Source organism: Kitasatospora purpeofusca (genome assembly GCF_000718025.1).
Lineage (GTDB): Bacteria > Actinomycetota > Actinomycetes > Streptomycetales > Streptomycetaceae > Kitasatospora > Kitasatospora purpeofusca.
The window spans coordinates 29,235-46,170 of the sequence record NZ_JODS01000014.1 but is presented as its reverse complement, the minus strand read 5'-3'; the positions used below and the strand labels follow the sequence as shown (position 1 = coordinate 46,170).

The following is a 16,936-nucleotide window of genomic DNA, read 5'->3' as shown; positions in this document are numbered from 1 at the left end:
ATCCCGTCGAAGGAATTGAACATGTCGAACGACATCCGCCTGGTCGTCCTGGACATGGCCGGCACCACCGTGGCCGACGACGGCCTGGTCGAGCGGGCCTTCGGGGCCGCCGCCGGCTCGCTCGGGGTCGAGACCGGCAGCGCCGAGCACGCCACCATGCTGGAGCACGTCCGCGCCACCATGGGCGAGTCCAAGATCTCGGTCTTCCGCCACCTGTTCGGCGAGGAGGAGAAGGCCCAGCGGGCCAACCTCGCCTTCGAGGCCGCGTACCACGACCTGGTCGACGCCGGCCACTGCGAGGCACTGCCCGGCGCGGCCGAGGCCATCGCCGAACTCCGCGGCCAGGGCCGCAAGGTGGTCCTCACCACCGGCTTCTCCCGGTCCACCCAGGACCGCATCCTGGCCGCCCTCGGCTGGCAGGACATCGCCGACCTCACCCTCTGCCCGGCCGAGGCCGGCCGGGGCCGCCCCTACCCGGACCTCGCGCTCACCGCGTTGCTGCGCACCGGGACCGACTCGGTCCGGCAGATCGCGGTGGCCGGCGACACCGGCTACGACATGCTGACCGGCGTCCGGGCCGGCGCCCCGGTGGTCGCGGGCGTCCTCACCGGCGCCCACGACGAGCAGCGGCTGCGGGCTGACGGCGCGACCCACGTGCTGAAGTCCGTCGCCGAGCTGCCGGCCCTGCTGGGACCGGTCGGCTGAGCCCGACCCGGGCGGAGCGCGACGCGAGGCGCGCCCCGCCCGGTACTGCTGCTCCCCGTTCTACGGCCCGACCGCGGCCAGTAGGGCGGGGAGTTCGCGCATGTCCTCGAAGACCACCGTGTCCGGGCCGGTCAGCCGGGCGGCGGGGGTGAGGCCGCCCGCGTAGCCGAAGGCGCGCATCCCGGCCGCGCGCGCGGCCAGGACGCCCGGGGCGCTGTCCTCGACGACGGCGCAGGCCGACGGCGGCACCCCCATCCGGCGCGCCGCGTGCAGGAAGAGGTCGGGGGCGGGCTTGCCCCGGGCGACCTCGGTGGCGCTGAAGATCCGGCCGGCGAACCGGTGGTGCAGCCCGGTCCGGCCCAGGGTGTGCGCCATCTTCTCGTGCGAGCCGCTGGACGCCACACAGGTCGGCAGGGTGATCGCGTCGAGGGCCTCCGGCAGGCCGTCGACCGGCTCCAGGCCGGCGTCCACCTCCTCGGCGTGCCGGCGCACGAACTCCGCCCACCAGCGGTCGGCGGTCTCCCGGCCGAGCCGCTCGGCGACCTGCTCGTCGATCGAGGCCATCGAGCGGCCGATGAAGCGCTCCACCACCTCCTCCTCGGTGAGCGGCCAGCCGAGTTCGGCGCCGAGGCCGATCTGCACCCGGGCGGCGATCCGCTCGCTGTCCACCAGGACGCCGTCGCAGTCGAAGATGACGAGCCGTATCGGCTCCACTGGAATGATCACCGTCGGAGGATAGCCGCGAGGGCCCGGGAGTCGGCCCGGGGAAACCTGCCGCCGGATCCCCGAAACGGCGCCGACACAAATGCGCCCGGGTATTGCCAGCGCTCGCCGGGAACTCCTAAAGTCGCACGCATGGCAGCTGGAGAGTTCCTGGCTGCTCGCCGGCACGTCGATTTCGGACGGCTCGCGAGCGCCCTCTGTACGGCCGCTCCGGCGTGAGCCGGCGGCGGTCCCCGGGCGGGTGGACGGGGACCGGCCGCAGCGCGTCGGACCTTCCCGGGGTGGCTCGCACCCGCACCGTTCGTGCAGGTCGGTGAGGTTCCCCGAGGTGTTCGCCGCGGATCTCCGGCGAGTCTCCGTACCCGTGAATTCAGTCCGGGGCGCGGGTGCGACGTCGCCTCGACCGGTGGTCCGCCTCCCGTGAACGAATTCCGGTGGCACCTGCGGGGAATTTCCCCGAACGGTGTTCCGGAATCATCGACCAGTATGGAGGCAAGGCAATGAGCGAGATCGGTGATTCGGAGCCGAACGGTAATTCCGCGATCGGTCGGCGGGGCTTCCTCGCCGGCGCCGCGGCCGTGGCGGCCACCGCCGCCGCCCCGGTGGCGCTCCAAACGGCGGCGGCCGCCCCGGCCGCCGCTGCCGGGGCCGGCCGGCCGAACATCCTGCTGATCGTCACCGACGACCAGCCCAAGCAGACCGAGTGGGCCACCCCGCAGACCGTGGACTGGATCGCCGGCCACGGCGTCCGCTTCACCCACGGCCACGTCACCACGCCGCTCTGCGCGCCCTCGCGGTCCTCGGTGTTCTCCGGCCGCTACGCCCACAACCACGGCGTGCGCAACAACGGCGCCTCGCACAGTCTGGACCAGCACACCACCGTCCAGCGCTACCTCCGGGAGGCCGGCTACCGCACCGGACTGTTCGGCAAGTACCTCAACTCCTGGACCCTGGCGGACAATCCGCCGCACTTCGAGGAGTGGGCGCTGCTCCAGCCCGCCTACAACGACGCCAGCTGGAACGTCAACGGCACCGTCCAGACCCTCCCCGGGTACACCACCAACATCGTCAAGAACCGCACCCTGGCCTTCCTCGACAAGGCCGCCACCGACTCCCGCCCGTGGTTCGCCTACGTCACCCCGTACGCCTCGCACGCGCCCAACGTGCCCGCTCCCAAGTACGCGGACACGGTCGTCCCGCCGTGGAACGGCCGCCCCTCGGTGCCCGAGGCCGACCGCAGCGACAAGCCCGGTTACATCCAGAACGCCACCTCCACCCTCGCCGACGGCCAGGCCGTGCGGACCAAGCAACTGCGCACCCTGCTCTCCGTCGACGACGCCGTGCAGGCGATCCACGACAAGCTGGTGGCCCTCGGGCAGCTGGACAACACCCTGGTCATCTACCTCGGCGACAACGGCTACACCTGGGCCGACCACGGCTGGCTGAAGAAGTCCGTGCCCTACTCCCCGGCGCACGAGGTGCCGTTCTACCTGTCCTGGCCGGCCGGCGGGCTCGGCGCGGGCACCAGCGACCACCGGATCGTCGCCAACATCGACGTCGCCCCGACCATCCTGGACGCCGCCGGGATCACCCCCGACACCCCGCAGGACGGGCACTCGCTGCTCACCGCGTACAGCAGGAACCACCTGCTGGTGGAGTGGTGGAAGCAGGGCACGGCGGCGGGCGGACCGCCCACCTGGTCCTCGTACGTGGCGGCGGACAAGCAGTACACCGAGTACTACGCGCTGCACACCGACGCCAACGGCACGGTGTCCGGGACGGGCGAGGTGAAGTTCCGCGAGTACTACGACCTCGCCGCCGACCCGTACCAGCTGACCAATCTGCTGTACCAGGCCACGCCGCAGCAGGAACAGGCGCTCGGCGTACCGGCGCTGGCGGCGCAGCTGGCGACCGACCGGGCCGCCTGACCCGGCACCCGCACCCAGCAGTTCGCACCCCGCACTCCAACGCGCCCGGGGCGGCGGCCGTCCGCCGCCCCGGGCCCCGACCGGACGAGGACCCCCCGTGTCGACCACCAAGCCCTGCTGCACCCCCGGCCGCGACGCCGCCGCCCCGGGCGCCGTCGCGCTGACGCTCGCCGCCCCGCCCCGGGGCTCGCGGGTCGCCCGGCAGCTGACCGGCCTGCCCGGCGGGCGCTTCCTGATGGGCACGGACGACCGGACCGGCTACCCCGCCGACGGCGAAGGCCCGGTCCGCGCCGTCGAGTTGAGCCCGTTCCGGATCGCGACGACCACGGTGACCAACGCCGCCTTCGCCACCTTCGTCAAGGCCACCGGCCACCGCACCGAGGCCGAGAGCTTCGGCTTCTCCTACGTCTTCGAGGGCTTCCTGGAGCCCGGACTCGCGGCCGCCTCACCGGCGGTGGCCGCGGTGCCGTGGTGGCGGGCGGTCGCGGGGGCGAGCTGGCGGGCGCCCGAGGGGCCGGGCTCCTCGGTCACCACCCGCCAGAACCATCCGGTGGTGCACGTCTCCTGGCACGACGCGCAGGCGTACTGCGCCTGGTCGGGCACCCGGCTGCCCACCGAGGCCGAGTGGGAGTACGCGGCCCGCGGCGGGCTGGAGCAGGCCCGCTACCCGTGGGGGGACGAACTCACCCCGGGCGGACGGCACCTGTGCAACATCTGGCAGGGCGTGTTCCCCACCCTGAACACGGCGGCCGACGGCCACCGGGGGACGGCCCCGGTGACGGCCTTCCGGCCGAACGGCTTCGGGCTGTACAACACCGTCGGCAATGTGTGGGAGTGGTGCGCCGACTGGTTCAGCCCGGACTTCCACCGCACCGGCCCGGGGCGGGAGCGGCGGCACGACCCCGTCGGCCCGCCGGACGGCACGGCCCGTGTCATGCGCGGCGGCTCCCACATGTGCCACGAGTCCTACTGCAACCGCTACCGGGTGGCGGCGCGCAGCTCGAACACACCGGACAGCTCGGCCGGCAACATCGGCTTCCGGGTGGCCGCCGACGCGGGGTGAACCGGCGTCGTCGGCCGTCGGGAACCGGGGTCAGTGCCCGCCCTTGAGGTTGAGCACCACCACGCCGACGATGACCAGGGCGAGGCCGATCCACTGCATCCGCCCCAGCGACTCGCCGAAGGCGACGACGCCGATGCCGGCCACGGCGGCGGTGCCGGCGCCCGACCAGACGGCGTAGGCGACCGAGACGGGTATGTGCTTGAGGGCGCGGCCGAGCAGGGCGAAGGACAGGACGTAGCCGATCGCCACGCCCACGCTCGGCCAGAGCCGGCTGAAGCCCTCGGTCAGCTTGAGGCAGCTGGTGGCACAGACTTCACTGATGATCGCCAGGGCGAGGAGTACGTAGGGCACGGAGCATTAAACCCCGGGCGCGGCGGTGAGCCGTCCGAGGAGGTCCAGGTCCGCGTGCTCCAGGCTGTCCAGCAGGGTGATCCGGGAGCCGTCGGGGATCGCGGTGCCGGTGGACGGGACGGCGAGCACGGCGCAGCCGGCGGCGGAGGCGGAGGCGACCCCGGTCGGGGTGTCCTCGACGGCGACGCAGACCGCCGGGTCCAGGCCGAGCCGGGCCGCGGCGGCGAGGTACGGGTCCGGGGCGGGCTTGGTGCGCGGGGTGTCCTCGGCGGCCAGGGTGACCGCGAACCAGTCCCGGCCGATGGTGCCCAGCACCATGTCGACCACCCGGCGGGGGGAGGCGGAGACCAGCGCGGTGGGCACCCGGGCGTCGCGCAGCTCGGCCAGCAGGGCGAGCGCGCCGGGGCGGGGGACGGTCTCGGCGGCGACCTTGCCGGCGAAGGAGTCGCCGAGCCGGTCGGCCAGCTCGGCCTCGCTGAGGGCGGTGCCGCTGACCCGGTGGAGGTGGGCGGCGGTGTGCTCGATCGCCCGGCCGAGCACCTCGGGCGCGTCGGCCTCGGTGAGCGGGTGGCGCAGTTCGTCGGCGAGCTCGGCGGCGGCTTCCCACCAGAGGTGCTCGGTGTCGACGAGGGTGCCGTCCATGTCGAAGAGGACGGCGGCGGGTGGGGGAGTTTCAGGCATGGCGGTACCTTCGGTGGTGCACGCGGAGGGTGGACGGGTCGGGACATGCGGCCCCGGCCCGGTGGGTGGGTGGTTCAGTCGGACCGGGCCGTCGGGTGCGGCTCAGACGGTACGCCGGTCGACCAGGACCGGGCGCTCCGGCAGGGTCAGCGCGGCGCGCGAGCCGACCGGCAGGCCGGCGGCGGCCTCGGTGGGCAGGTCGGCCTTGACCTCGGTGCGGTCGTTCAGGCGGACGGTGAGGCGGGTGACCGCGCCCAGGAAGGACGCCGAGACGACCAGGGCCACCCCGTGCTCGTCCGGGGTCAGCCGGACGTTCTCCGGGCGGACCAGCACCTGGAGCGAGCCGTCGGCGGGCAGCGCGCCGTCCACGGCGTGGCGGCGGCCGAGGACCTCGACGCCCTCGCCGGAGCGCTCGCAGGGGATGCGGCTCATGGTGCCGACGAACTCGGCGACGAAGGCGGTGGCCGGGCGGGCGTACAGCTCGGCGGGGGCGGCGCACTGCTCCAGCCGGCCGGACCGCAGCACGGCGACCCGGTCGGCCATCGACAGCGCCTCCTCCTGGTCGTGGGTGACGAACAGGGTGGTGATCCCCAGCTCCTGCTGGAGGCGGCGGATCTCCTCGCGCAGCGACAGCCGCACCTTGGCGTCCAGCGCGGACAGCGGCTCGTCGAGCAGCAGGACCCGCGGCTGCAGGGCGAGCGCGCGGGCGAGCGCGATGCGCTGCTGCTGGCCGCCGGACATCTGGTGCGGGTAGCGGCCGGCGTGCTGCGGCAGGCCGACCAGCTCCAGCAGCTCCTTGGCGCGCTTGAGCCGCTCGGCCTTGCCGGCGCCGCGCATCCGCAGGCCGAAGGCGACGTTGTCGGCGGCGGTCAGGTGCGGGAACAGGCTGTAGGACTGGAACACCATGCCGGCGTCGCGCTTGTGCGCGGGGATCGCGGTGATGTCCTTGCCGTCGACCAGCACCTGGCCCGAGTCGTGCTGCTCGAAGCCGGCCAGGATGCGCAGCGCGGTGGTCTTGCCGCAGCCGGACGGGCCGAGCAGGGCGAGCAGCTCGCCGGGCCGGACGGTCAGGTCGAGGCCGTCCAGCGCGGTGGTGGCGCCGAAGGTGCGGCGCAGCGAGCGGAACTCGACGGTCGCGCTGCCGGTGGAGTGGGTGGCGCCGGTGACGGGGGAGATGGCCGTGGTCATGATGGGTGACTCCGGGGGGTTTCAGGAGGTGGCGGTCTTGGAGCCGCGCTGACGGCCGACGGAGGCCAGCAGGAGCAGCAGCAGCCAGGTGAGCAGCAGGCTGAGGATGGAGACCGCGACCGACATGTGGGCCTGGCTGTTTCCGACCGAGTAGATCCAGACCGGGAAGGGCTGGTACCCGAGGATCGAGGCGGCGGTGAACTCGCCGAGCACGAGGGCCAGGGTCAGGAAGGAGGCGTTGAGCAGCGCGCCGCGCAGGTTCGGCAGGACCACCGTGAACACCGCGCGCGGCCAGCTCGCGCCGCAGTTGCGGGCGGCCTCGACCAGGGTGCGGACGTCCACCGCGCGCAGGCCGGCGTCCAGGGAGCGGTAGGCGAGCGGCAGGGCCATCAGCACGTAGGCGATGACCAGCACCACCGGGAAGTCCGGGTCCTGGACGAACACGAAGGTCTGGAAGAACGGCGTGTCCATCAGGTAGTCCGGGCCCCAGCGGAGCACGCCGATCATGCCGGCGGTCAGGGCGACCGGGGGGACGACCAGCGGCAGGGTGCAGAGCACGTCGATCACCGGGCGCAGCCGGGGCGCGCCGAGCCGGACCGCGATCAGCGCCGGGACCAGCAGGAGCAGCAGCACCAGCACGGTGACGAGGGCGAGGCCGAGGGTCAGCCAGAGGCTGTCCAGGAAGCCGGGCGCGGAGAGCAGCCCGGTGTAGGCCTCGAAGGAGATGCCCTTGGGCTCGTCGATCGAGAACCAGGCGGAGGCCGCGAGCGGGACCACGAAGTACACGCCGGCGAGCAGCAGCACGGCGCCGCGCCACCAGCGCACCTTGGGCCGGCGGGTGGCCTGGCGGTGGGCGCGGGCGGGGGAGGTCAGCTGAGCCATCGGGCGCTCCGGCGCTGGAGGGGGAGGTACACGGCCATCACCAGGACGGCCACCACGATCATGTTGAGGCTGAGGGCGAGGGCGAGGTTGCCCTGGCCGACCAGCACGTTGCCGGAGAGCGCGTCGGCGATCGAGCGGCTGACCAGCGGGACGGTCGCGCCGACCATGGCGGCGGCCGTGGCGTAGGCGGCGAAGGCGCTGCCGAAGAGCAGGACGAAGCCGCCGAGCAGCGAGGGCAGCAGGATCGGCAGTGCGACGTGGCGCCAGTACTGGTAGGTGGTGGCGCGGTTGTTCTGCGCCGCCTCGCGCCACTGGACGCGCAGGCCGTCCAGCGCCGGGGTGATGGTGAGCACCATCAGCGGGATCAGGAAGTACAGGTAGACGATCGTCAGGCCGGTGAAGGTGTACAGCGACCAGCCGTGGTCGGTCAGGTGCAGCAGCCTGGTGATCTCGCCGGCGTTGCCGAGGGTGGCGACGAACGCGAAGGCGAGCGGCAGGCCGCCGAAGTTGGCGAGCACCCCGGAGGCGGTGAGCACCGCCTGGCGCAGCCAGCCCTGTCGGGAGGTGACGACCGCCTGGGCGAGCGGCAGGCCGATCAGGGTGGCGAGCAGGGCGGTCAGCGCGGAGAGCTTGAGGCTGCTCAGCATCGCGGTGAGGTAGGCGCCCTGGACGGAGGCCGTCACGTTGTCGAAGGTGAACTGCCCGGCACCGGTCTCCGCGTCGCTGGAGGTGGTGAACGCGCCGATCACGATGGCGACGGTGGGGAGACCGAAGCCGATCACGAAGAACAGCAGCAGCGGCAGGGTGGCGAGCCACGCGCCGCCGAGGCGGGCGAGCGGGCCGCGCCGCCGGGTGGGGGTGTGGGTGGTGCGTGCGGCGGTGCGCGACGCCCCCGCGCCGCCACCGGGTTCGGTGGCGGCGGGGGTGGTCGGCACCGGGGTGGGAGCCGTGGTCATGAGTGCCTTGTCTCAGCCGGATGAGTGGGGTCTCAGCCCGATGGGTGGTGCGTGACCGGGGTGGGTCAGCCCGCGATGGCCTTGGTCCAGTTCTCGGTGACGACCTTCTTGGCCGCGTTGATCTGGTCCACGGTCGGGAAGTTGGTGAACGGCTTCTCGACGGCCGGCAGCTTGGCGGCCGCGGCGGCGTCCAGGGTGCCGTCCTTCTTCAGGGCCTCGAAGGTGGCCGGGGTGGCGTAGCCGCCGAGGAAGAGGTTCTGGCCCTCGGCGCTGAAGAGGTACTCCTGCCACAGGCGCGCGGCGGCCGGGTGCGGGGCCCACTTGTTGATCGCCTGGTTGTAGAACTGGGCGTAGGAGCCGTCTACCGGGATGGAGACCTTCCAGTCGACACCCTTGTCCTTGAACTGGTCGCTGTAACCGGCGTTCAGGTAGGACCAGTCGATCGAGATCGGGGTCTCGCCCTTCTCGATGGTCGCCGGGGTCGACTCGACCGGGTTGAAGTTGCCCGACTGCTTCAGCTTGCCGAAGAAGTCGATGCCGGGCTGGATGTTGTCCAGCGAACCGCCGTTGGCGAGCGCGGCCGCGTAGACGCCGCCGAAGGCCGAGCCGGACTTGGTCGGGTTGCCGTTGAGGGCGACCTGGCCCTTGTACTCCGGCTTCAGCAGGTCGGCGAAGGTCTTCGGGCAGTTGGCGATCTTCTTGGCGTCGCAGCCGATGGAGATGTAGCCGCCGTAGTCGTTGACGCGGGCGCCGGTCGCGTCCTTCATGCTGTCCGGCACCTTGTCGAAGGTGGCGACCTTGTAGGGGGCGAGGATGCCGTCCTTGACCGCCTGCAGGGCGAAGGCGCTGCCCAGGTCGACCACGTCGGGGGCGCGGTCCTGGCCCTTGCGGGAGTTGATCGCGTTGATCTCGTCCTGGCTGGAGCCGTCCGGGTTCTCCTCCTCGACCTCCAGGCCGTACTTGGCCTTGAAGCCGTCGATGATCTTGCCGTAGTTCGCCCAGTCCCGGGGCAGCGTGATGACGTGCAGCTTGCCCTCCTTCTTGGCGGCGGCGACCAGGCCGTCCAGGCCGCCGAGGTCGGCGGCGGAGGTGGCGTCCTTGGCGTCCTTGGTACCGGCCTTGGCGGCGTCGCCGGCCTTGGCGGTCGAACCGGCGGAGCCGCAGGCGGTGAGGGAGAGCGCGGCGGCGGTCAGTACGGCCGCGAAGGCGGCGGCGCGGGCGCGGTGCACGGTCACGGGGAAGTCTCCTGTAAAGGGGGCGTACTGCGAGGGGGCGTTCGCGGGGGGTCCGCGGGCCTGCGTCTCGCGAAGGGCGGCGGGCCGGCCGGGTGAGAGGCCGATCGCGTCGTCCGAGTTGACTAGCCAACTTCGCTGACGGGGGTAAGTACGCCGGAGCCCGATGACGGGAAGGTGAACGGATGGCCCAGAACCGGGGTCGGCTGCGGGAACGGTCGAATCAGATCGCCGGCGGATGATCGCGGGAGTGCGATGCTTCGGGAGCGCAGCGGGATATGGTCGGGCTGTCCGCGCCGGTACGGGCTGCGCAGGACACCGCCCAGGAGGGACATTGACTGACGTGGCACTGGAGCCGGGGCGCCCCGAGAGCCGCCCGACCGGCGCCGCCGGGGCCGAGCGCACGTCCGGTTCGCTCTACCGCAAGGTCGCCGCCGACCTGCGCGAGGCGATCACCACCGGCGCGTTCGGCGAGGCCGGCCGACTGCCCGCCGAGGGCGCGCTCGCCGAGCAGTACGGCGTCTCGCGCGGCACCGTCCGGCAGGCCCTCGCCGTACTGCGCTCGGACGGACTGGTCACCTCGCGCCGGGGCACCCGCCGCGTCGTGCTCGGCACGGCCCGGGTGCAGAGCTTCTCCGAACTGCTCAGCTTCACGCACTGGGCCTACTCGATGGGCGAGGAGCCCGGCGGCATCCTGGACTCGCTGGTCCGCCGCCCGGCCGACGCCGCCGAGCGCGACCAGCTGCGCCTCGAACCGGGGGACGAGGTCTATGTGACGGTCCGGCTGCGCACCCTCTCCGGCAAGCCGGTGATGGTCGAGCGGACCATCTACCCGCCCCGGGTCGGCGAGATCGTCGCCGAGCTGCCGCCGGACGTGGTCTCGCACACCGAGGTGCTGCGCGAGCACGGCATCCTGTTCACCGATGCCGACCACACGATCGACATAGTCGCGGCCAACGCGGACGACGCCCGGTTGCTGGGCTGCCGGCGCGGCGGTCCGCTGCTGCGCGAGCGGCGCCGGACCACGGACCCGACCGGTACCCCGGTGGAGTGGTCCCAGGACCGCTACCTGCCCGGCACGGTGGCCTTCAGCATCCACAACTCGCTGGCCACGTCGGCGCTTTCGCGGCACGCGCGGGAGAGCGACTGACCCGGGGACCGTCGCCGGTCCGCCGCATGCCGTATGCCGTACCGCTGTACTGCCGCACCGCTGCACCGCCGCACCGCTTCAACGGCGGTGCGGCGGTGCGTGGTTGACGGCTCGGGTCAGCGCATCAGCGCGGCCAGCAGCGGCCGGAAGTGCGTGAAGTCCGGCGTCGCCGCGTCCGCCTCCTTGGCCTCGTCGTCCCAGCGGCGGACCGCCACCGCGTCCTCGGCGCCCGGGTGGGCGGCGAAGGCGGCGGCCTCCTGCTCGGACATCGGCCCGCCCTGCACCTGGAGGGTGTACTCCGAGGCCTCGGACAGCCGGGCCCGGTACTCCGGCTCGACCGCGCACAGGTAGCGCTTGGCGGCCACGTGCAGCCGGACCGGCTCGGTGACCTCCGGGCCGAACCAGCGGGCCAGCCAGTCCGCCCCGGTGTGGCTGTGCCGGTTGTCCCGGCCCTCCATCAGGTCCCGCCCGTGCAGGGTCCCGTGGCTGTGCTTGTCGAGCGAGAGATGACCGACGTCGTGCAGCAGCGCCGCCGCGACCAGGTGCGGGCCCGCGCCGGTCGCCTCGGCCAGCGCGCCGGCCTGCAGCATGTGCTCGGCCATGGTGACCGCCTCGCCCAGGTACTCCCCGGCGCCCTCGCCCTCGAACAGCGCGGCGAGTTCGTCCAGCGCGGCCGAACGGCGCTCCAGCACGGTCAGGGTGGAGGACAGCGAGTCCAGGTCGGCGTAGCAGCCCTGGAGGTGGCGGCGGCCGTCCTGGGCGAAGGCCGTCCGGGCGTGCAGCAGCCGGACGTTGTCGAAGATCAGGCAGTCCCCGCGGTCGAGCCGGAAGTCCAGCTGCAGCGCCGGGCGCAGGGTGATCGCGGCGAACGCCCGGTAGGCGGCGTAGAAGGCGTCCAGCTCCGCCGCCGGACCGCGCAGGGTCGCGATCGAGCGGTTGTTGAACCGCACCTCGCGGATCCGGCCCAGCGGGTCCACGTCGATCAGCGGCCGGTCGGCGCGCAGCTCGGTGCCCCGGTCGCGGAACACGAACGGCACCGGGGTGCGGGTCAGCACCGCGAAGTGCTCGGGCGCCTCCGCCCGCAGCAGCGCAGCCGCGTGGAAGCCGTCCACCAGGCCGGAGTCGCCGCCGGTGGCCGAGTTCTCCAGGCAGTGCAGCAGCTGGAGGGTGGGCACCGGGTCCCGGTACGGGTTGTCGGTGTGCGGGGTGATCGCGGCGCTGGTGAAGGCGAGGTTGTTCGGGTCCGGCTCGATCCGGACGTCGAACAGCTCGCCGTAGTTGGTGACCCGCACGTAGCCGAAGGTCTCCGCGACCGCCAGCACCTGGCGCTCCACCGCCGGGACGCCGCGCAGCACCGCGAAGCCGGAGCGGCGGACGGCGGCCAGTACGGCGGCCCGTGCGGCCGGGTCGGCCAGGTAGGTGTCCCAGTGGGCCTCCGGGAGGCCGGCCGCGAAGTCGGCGGCGGCCCACAGCTGCTTGCCGCTCTCGGTGCGGCCGTCCTCCCCGGCCTCCTCGGCCAGCCACCCTGCGGGGTAGCGCGAGCGGTGCCCGTCCGACCAGAGCACCTCCAGGTGGCCGTCCAGCTCGGCCCGCGCGGCGATCGCCAGGTCGTCCGGCAGGTCGGTGATCTGGAACAGCTTCTGCCCGTTGCGCGGGTCGCGGCACTCCGTGCAGGGGCAGTTGTCGCGCAGCCAGTACGGCGACAGCTCGGCGGTGGTCATGGTGTTCTCCTCGGCGGCCCGGCGGTGGGGGGTCGAAGTTGTACAGACAACTTCTCCGTCGCGCAGGAGCCTGCCCGGGGTCGGTGAGGTCCCGGTGCCGGGGGAGTGAACGGCTCGGGAACGCTCGGGAACACTGACCGGCCGGGAGCGCGTCACCCCCGGTCGACGGCCCCCGCCGTCAGTGGTACGGGGACAGTCGACGGAACGCCCACCAGACGGCGAGCGGCGGGGTGGTGGCCGCGGCGAGGGCCAGCAGCCAGCCCACCGCGGTCGGCGGCCAGGCGTACACCACCAGCAGGTCGAGGCCGGCGCCCAGGGCCAGCAGCGCGGCGACCGGCAGGTGCAGTCCGGGGGCGAAGTCCCGCAGGCGGCCGACCGTCTCGCGCCCGGAGACCAGCGTGCCGGCGGCGAAGATCGAGCCGAGCAGGCCGAGGATCAGGATCCAGAGCCCGGCGATCCCGCTCATCGAGCCGTACTGGTGGGCGCGGGCGCCGAGTTCGAGGTCGTTCGCGGCGAACATCAGCGAGACCGAGTCCCCCGGCTCCGGCTCGTCGAGCGTCTCCACCCGGTCCAGGGTCAGCCGCCGGGGCTCGCCGTCCGACCACGGCACGGTCAGCACCATCGGCGCGCTCCAGACCTGGTGGTCGTTGACGTTGACGCCGGTGCGCCGGGGTGTGCCGAGCACCTCGGCTATCTCCACCGTGTACCGGCCGCCGCCCGCGCGCAGGACCCGCTGGGTCCAGCGGCCCTCGGCGCCGTCCGGGCCGACCGCCTGGGCCAGGGCGGCGGTCGGCCCGAGGGCCAGCGCGACGCCCAGCAGGGCGGCGGCGGTCCGGCCGGCCGGGCGCGGGGGGCGCTTGTCGGGGCCGCGCCGGAACTCCGAGCGCCGGATCCGCTCGCGCCGGGTCCGCTCCCGTCGGCGCGCCACCGCCGCGGCGGCCAGCCAGCCCAGGGCGCAGACCGTGGTCACCAGCAGCGGAAGCAGTCGGGCCCGGGCCGACAGCGCCACCGCTTCCGGGCTCAACGCGGGCAGCAGCGCCCACACTTCGGTCACCAGGGCGCCGATCAGGGTCAGCCACCCGGTCGGTCTGGTCCATACCGTCGACATCCGCGCTCCCCCTGTGATCAAGATCGGAGCGCGAGCGTAGCGGGCCGGTGCGGCGGCCGGGTTACCGCGCCGAGGTGGACGCGGCCGCCCAGGCGGCGTCCGCCGCGGTGAGGGCGGGCGCGGCGTCCGCGCCGGTCGCGGTGGCGAGGGCGGTGAGGGTGGCGCGGACGGTGCCGAGGGCGGCGGCGGAGCCGTAGTGGTTCACCCGCAGCATCGAGGCGGCCAGCGCACCGCCGCCGGCCTGGACCGGGAGCGAGGCGTCCAGCCGCAGCAGTTCGCGGGCGAGGCCGGTGGCGCCCAGGCCGTCCGGGGTGCGCAGGGTGGTGGCGACCGGCGCGGCGTGCGCGTCGGCCGGGACGAAGGGGGAGAGCGTGCCGAGCGCCCGGACGCCCGCGCGGGTGGCGGCCGCCGCCGCGCGGTGGCGGGCGATCACGGTGTCCAGGCCGTCCGCCGCGATCCGGTCCAGGCAGGCGCCGAGCGCCAGCATCTCCAACTGCGCGGGCGCGTGCGGCAGGACGGTGCGCCCGGCGTCCGTCCAGCGCTCCTTCCAGTCCAGCAGCGAGAGGTAGGAGCGGCGCGGGGCGGCCGGGTTGGCGGCGATCCGCTCCCAGGCCCGCGCGGAGACCGAGACCGCCGAGACGCCGGCCGGGCCGCCCATCGCCTTCTGCCCGCCGATCACGCACAGGTCCACGCCCCAGGCGTCGGTCAGCAGCGGCTCGGCGGCCACCGAGGCGACCGCGTCCACCATCAGCAGCGCGCCGTGCTCGCGCACCACGGCGGCGATCTCGGCGACCGGGTTGGTGTTGCCGGTGGCGGCCTCGGCGTGCACCAGCGAGACGAAGTCGATCGCCGGCTCGGCGGCCAGGGCCTCGGCGACCTGCTCGGCGCTGACCGCGGTCTCGAACGGCACGGCCAGGTCGACCACCTTGGCGCCGCAGTCGCGCAGCCAGTTGCCGAAGGTCTGGCCGTAGGGGCCGGTGACGATGTTGAGCGCGGTCGAGCCCGGGTGCGCGGCGCTGCGGATCGCCGCCTCCAGCGGCAGCAGCGCCTCGCCCTGGGTGACGACGACGTCGGCGGTGGTGTGCAGCAGCGCGGCGACCTTGTCCTCGATCGCCGCGAACTCGGCGGCGGTGAGCGGGGGCAGGTCGAGGAAGGGGCTCACGGTCTCGGGGCCTTTCGCGGGGAGGGGCGGTGCCGGTCCGAACGAGTCTGCCTCACATTCGCCGCTCACAGGGAACGACGCCGTCGGTAGAGTGCCGCCATGAGCGATGGCGCGGTGCTGCACGTCCGTGGTCGGGTGCTGGTGGGGCCGGAGGACGTCCGGGACGAACTCTGGGTGGTCGACGGCCTGGTGACCTTCTCCCGGCCGACCGCCGTCGGGCTCGGCGCCGGCGCCGAGCCCGGGTCCGGGTCCGGGTCCGCTTCCGGGTCCCGGGACGTCCGGACGGTCGAGGGCTGGGTGCTGCCGGGACTGGTGGACGCGCACTGCCACGTCGGCCTGGACGCGCACGGCGCGGTCGACGCCGCCACCAGCGAGAAGCAGGCGATCACCGACCGCGACACCGGGACCCTGCTGATCCGCGACGCCGGCTCGGCCGCGGACACCCGCTGGATCGACGAGCGGGAGGATCTGCCGCGGATCATCCGGGCCGGCCGGCACATCGCCCGCACCCGCCGCTACATCCGCAACTACGCGCACGAGATCGAGCCGGGCGACCTCGCCGCCTACGTCCGGGCGGAGGCCCGGCGCGGCGACGGCTGGGTCAAGCTGGTCGGCGACTGGATCGACCGGGAGCACGGCGACCTCACCGCCTGCTGGCCCGGCGACGCGCTCGCCGAGGCGATCGCGGCGGCGCACGAGGAGGGCGCGCGGGTCACCGCGCACTGCTTCGCCGCCGAGTCGCTGCCGGACCTGCTGGCGGCCGGGATCGACTGCGTCGAGCACGCCACCGGGCTGACCGAGGAGCTGATCCCGGTGTTCGCCGAGCGCGGGGTCGCGATCGTCCCGACGCTTGTCAACATCGCCACCTTCCCGCAGCTGGCGGCCGGCGGCGAGGCCAAGTTCCCGGCCTGGGCGGCGCACATGCGCCGGCTGCACGAGCGCCGCTACGACACGGTGGGCGCCGCGCACGACGCGGGCATCCCGATCTACGTGGGCACGGACGCGGGCGGCTCGCTGGCCCACGGCCTGGTCGCGGAGGAGGTCGCCGAACTGGTGAAGGCCGGGCTGGACCCGGCCGAGGCGCTCTCGGCGGCGAGCTGGGGCGCGCGGGCCTGGCTGGGGCGGCCCGGTCTGGAGGAGGGCGCCCCGGCGGACTTCGTGGTGTACGCGGAGGACCCGCGCGCCGATGTCCGGGTGCTGGCCGATCCGCGGCTGGTGGTGCTGCGCGGCCGCCCGGTGGCCTGAGCGGGCGCACGGCCTCCGAGCCCGGTGCCGGGGGCCGGCGGTCGTGGTGCCGGGGCTGTCCGAGTAGGCCGATAGGGTTACGCCCATGGCACCGCGTCCACTGAATGAGATCGTCGAGCCCGGGTGGGCCACCGCGCTGGAGCCGGTGGCCGGGCGGGTCGCCGCGATGGGCGACTTCCTCCGCGCCGAGCTGGCCGCAGGCCGCACCTATCTGCCCTCCGGACCGAATGTGCTGCGCGCCTTCCAGCAGCCCTTCGCCGACGTCCGGGTGCTGATCGTCGGCCAGGACCCCTATCCGACGCCGGGTCACGCCGTCGGCCTCAGCTTCTCGGTGGGGGAGGACGTCCGTCCGATCCCGGCGAGTCTGATCAACATCTTCCAGGAGTACGGCAGCGACCTCGGCCTGCCGCAGCCGTCCAACGGCGACCTCACCCCGTGGACGCGGCAGGGCGTACTGCTGCTGAACCGTGCCCTGACCACCGCCCCGCGCAAGCCCGCCGCCCACCGGGGCAAGGGCTGGGAGGAGGTCACCGAGCAGGCGATCCGCGCCCTGACGGCGCGCGGCGGCCCGCTGGTGGCGATCCTCTGGGGCCGGGACGCGCGCAATCTGCGGCCGCTGCTGGGCGACATCCCGGCGATCGAGTCCGCGCACCCGAGCCCGTACTCGGCGAGCGGCGGTTTCTTCGGCTCCCGCCCGTTCAGCCGGGCCAACGAGCTGCTGGTCCAGCAGGGCGCCCAGCCCGTCGACTGGCGGCTGCCCTAGCCGGCTCGCGTGTCTTAGCAGACCCGCGTCATCCCCGAGCGTCAACATCACCCCAACGGGTGAAATGACTCTCTGTAT

General features: G+C 73.8%; 16 protein-coding genes. 6 read left to right on the top strand and 10 right to left on the bottom strand.

Translation table 11 applies throughout. The features are described from left to right. Positions 1-21: 21 nt before the first annotated feature. On the top strand, positions 22-705 hold the full coding sequence (locus IF01_RS0120515; RefSeq protein ID WP_030394920.1) for a phosphonatase-like hydrolase: 684 nt from the start codon (positions 22-24) through the stop codon (positions 703-705). A gap of 60 nt (positions 706-765) precedes the next feature. Here IF01_RS0120515 and IF01_RS0120510 read toward each other — a convergent pair whose 3' ends face one another. After that, positions 766-1,431 carry an HAD family hydrolase gene (locus tag IF01_RS0120510; RefSeq protein WP_375340989.1) on the bottom strand — a complete coding sequence of 222 codons (666 nt, stop codon included), beginning with the start codon at positions 1,429-1,431 and terminating at the stop codon, positions 766-768. Between the two features lie 497 nt (positions 1,432-1,928). Between IF01_RS0120510 and IF01_RS0120505 the strand changes: the two genes are divergently transcribed. Both IF01_RS0120505 and IF01_RS0120500 read left to right on the top strand, forming a co-directional pair. Then, entirely contained in the window at positions 1,929-3,356 is a 1,428-nt protein-coding gene (locus IF01_RS0120505; protein WP_030394918.1) for a sulfatase family protein, read from the top strand. Positions 3,357-3,516: 160 nt separating this feature from the next. After that, a complete protein-coding gene (locus tag IF01_RS0120500; protein WP_244215578.1) occupies positions 3,517-4,419 on the top strand; it encodes a formylglycine-generating enzyme family protein in 903 nt (300 codons plus the stop codon). Between the two features lie 30 nt (positions 4,420-4,449). Here the strand turns inward: IF01_RS0120500 and IF01_RS0120495 are convergent, their stop codons facing one another. The 6 genes from IF01_RS0120495 to IF01_RS0120470 form a co-directional block, all read right to left on the bottom strand. Beyond that, complete coding sequence (locus IF01_RS0120495) at positions 4,450-4,770, bottom strand: DMT family transporter (protein ID WP_030394916.1); 321 nt, start codon at positions 4,768-4,770, stop codon at positions 4,450-4,452. A gap of 6 nt (positions 4,771-4,776) precedes the next feature. Continuing rightward, on the bottom strand, positions 4,777-5,451 hold the full coding sequence (locus IF01_RS0120490) for an HAD family hydrolase (protein ID WP_030394915.1): 675 nt from the start codon (positions 5,449-5,451) through the stop codon (positions 4,777-4,779). 102 nt (positions 5,452-5,553) lie between these two features. Continuing rightward, complete coding sequence (locus IF01_RS0120485; protein ID WP_030394914.1) at positions 5,554-6,639, bottom strand: ABC transporter ATP-binding protein; 1,086 nt, start codon at positions 6,637-6,639, stop codon at positions 5,554-5,556. 21 nt (positions 6,640-6,660) lie between these two features. Beyond that, a complete protein-coding gene (locus IF01_RS0120480; protein WP_030394913.1) occupies positions 6,661-7,521 on the bottom strand; it encodes an ABC transporter permease in 861 nt (286 codons plus the stop codon). Next, positions 7,509-8,477: an ABC transporter permease gene (locus tag IF01_RS0120475; RefSeq protein ID WP_030394912.1), complete on the bottom strand. Its 969-nt coding sequence runs from the start codon at positions 8,475-8,477 to the stop codon at positions 7,509-7,511. The genes IF01_RS0120480 and IF01_RS0120475 overlap by 13 nt, the downstream gene beginning before the upstream one ends. Before the next feature lie 65 nt (positions 8,478-8,542). Continuing rightward, on the bottom strand, positions 8,543-9,712 hold the full coding sequence (locus IF01_RS0120470; RefSeq protein ID WP_030394911.1) for an ABC transporter substrate-binding protein: 1,170 nt from the start codon (positions 9,710-9,712) through the stop codon (positions 8,543-8,545). 340 nt (positions 9,713-10,052) lie between these two features. On the opposite strand from IF01_RS0120470, the gene IF01_RS0120465 reads away from it, so the two are divergent. After that, positions 10,053-10,859, top strand: a complete 807-nt coding sequence (locus IF01_RS0120465; protein ID WP_233290205.1) for a GntR family transcriptional regulator — start codon at positions 10,053-10,055, stop codon at positions 10,857-10,859. 116 nt (positions 10,860-10,975) lie between these two features. Here the strand turns inward: IF01_RS0120465 and tmpA are convergent, their stop codons facing one another. The 3 genes from tmpA to IF01_RS0120450 all read right to left on the bottom strand — a co-directional run bounded on the left by tmpA (position 10,976) and on the right by IF01_RS0120450 (position 14,850). Continuing rightward, positions 10,976-12,580, bottom strand: a complete 1,605-nt coding sequence (tmpA, locus tag IF01_RS0120460; protein ID WP_030394909.1) for a 2-trimethylaminoethylphosphonate dioxygenase — start codon at positions 12,578-12,580, stop codon at positions 10,976-10,978. A 178-nt stretch (positions 12,581-12,758) separates the two neighbouring features. Continuing rightward, positions 12,759-13,688, bottom strand: coding sequence for a hypothetical protein (locus tag IF01_RS0120455; protein WP_030394908.1), 930 nt, complete (start codon positions 13,686-13,688; stop codon positions 12,759-12,761). A gap of 61 nt (positions 13,689-13,749) precedes the next feature. Beyond that, positions 13,750-14,850, bottom strand: coding sequence for a pyridoxal-phosphate-dependent aminotransferase family protein (locus IF01_RS0120450; RefSeq protein ID WP_030394907.1), 1,101 nt, complete (start codon positions 14,848-14,850; stop codon positions 13,750-13,752). Positions 14,851-14,949: 99 nt separating this feature from the next. Between IF01_RS0120450 and IF01_RS0120445 the strand changes: the two genes are divergently transcribed. Further along, the gene (locus tag IF01_RS0120445) at positions 14,950-16,095 is read left to right on the top strand and encodes an amidohydrolase family protein (RefSeq protein ID WP_030394906.1); all 1,146 of its coding nucleotides are present in this window, start codon (positions 14,950-14,952) and stop codon (positions 16,093-16,095) included. Positions 16,096-16,180: 85 nt separating this feature from the next. Next, on the top strand, positions 16,181-16,858 hold the full coding sequence (locus tag IF01_RS0120440; protein WP_030394905.1) for a uracil-DNA glycosylase: 678 nt from the start codon (positions 16,181-16,183) through the stop codon (positions 16,856-16,858). Positions 16,859-16,936 lie beyond the last annotated feature (78 nt).

Coding starts and splice junctions, on each gene's coding strand:
- IF01_RS0120515 (WP_030394920.1), top strand. CDS start 22: ATGTCGAACGACATCCGCCTGGTCGTCCTGGACATGGCCGGCACCACC.
- IF01_RS0120505 (WP_030394918.1), top strand. CDS start 1,929: ATGAGCGAGATCGGTGATTCGGAGCCGAACGGTAATTCCGCGATCGGT.
- IF01_RS0120490 (WP_030394915.1), bottom strand. CDS start 5,451: ATGCCTGAAACTCCCCCACCCGCCGCCGTCCTCTTCGACATGGACGGC.
- IF01_RS0120485 (WP_030394914.1), bottom strand. CDS start 6,639: ATGACCACGGCCATCTCCCCCGTCACCGGCGCCACCCACTCCACCGGC.
- IF01_RS0120480 (WP_030394913.1), bottom strand. CDS start 7,521: ATGGCTCAGCTGACCTCCCCCGCCCGCGCCCACCGCCAGGCCACCCGC.
- IF01_RS0120475 (WP_030394912.1), bottom strand. CDS start 8,477: ATGACCACGGCTCCCACCCCGGTGCCGACCACCCCCGCCGCCACCGAA.
- tmpA (WP_030394909.1), bottom strand. CDS start 12,580: ATGACCACCGCCGAGCTGTCGCCGTACTGGCTGCGCGACAACTGCCCC.
- IF01_RS0120455 (WP_030394908.1), bottom strand. CDS start 13,688: ATGTCGACGGTATGGACCAGACCGACCGGGTGGCTGACCCTGATCGGC.
- IF01_RS0120445 (WP_030394906.1), top strand. CDS start 14,950: ATGAGCGATGGCGCGGTGCTGCACGTCCGTGGTCGGGTGCTGGTGGGG.
- IF01_RS0120440 (WP_030394905.1), top strand. CDS start 16,181: ATGGCACCGCGTCCACTGAATGAGATCGTCGAGCCCGGGTGGGCCACC.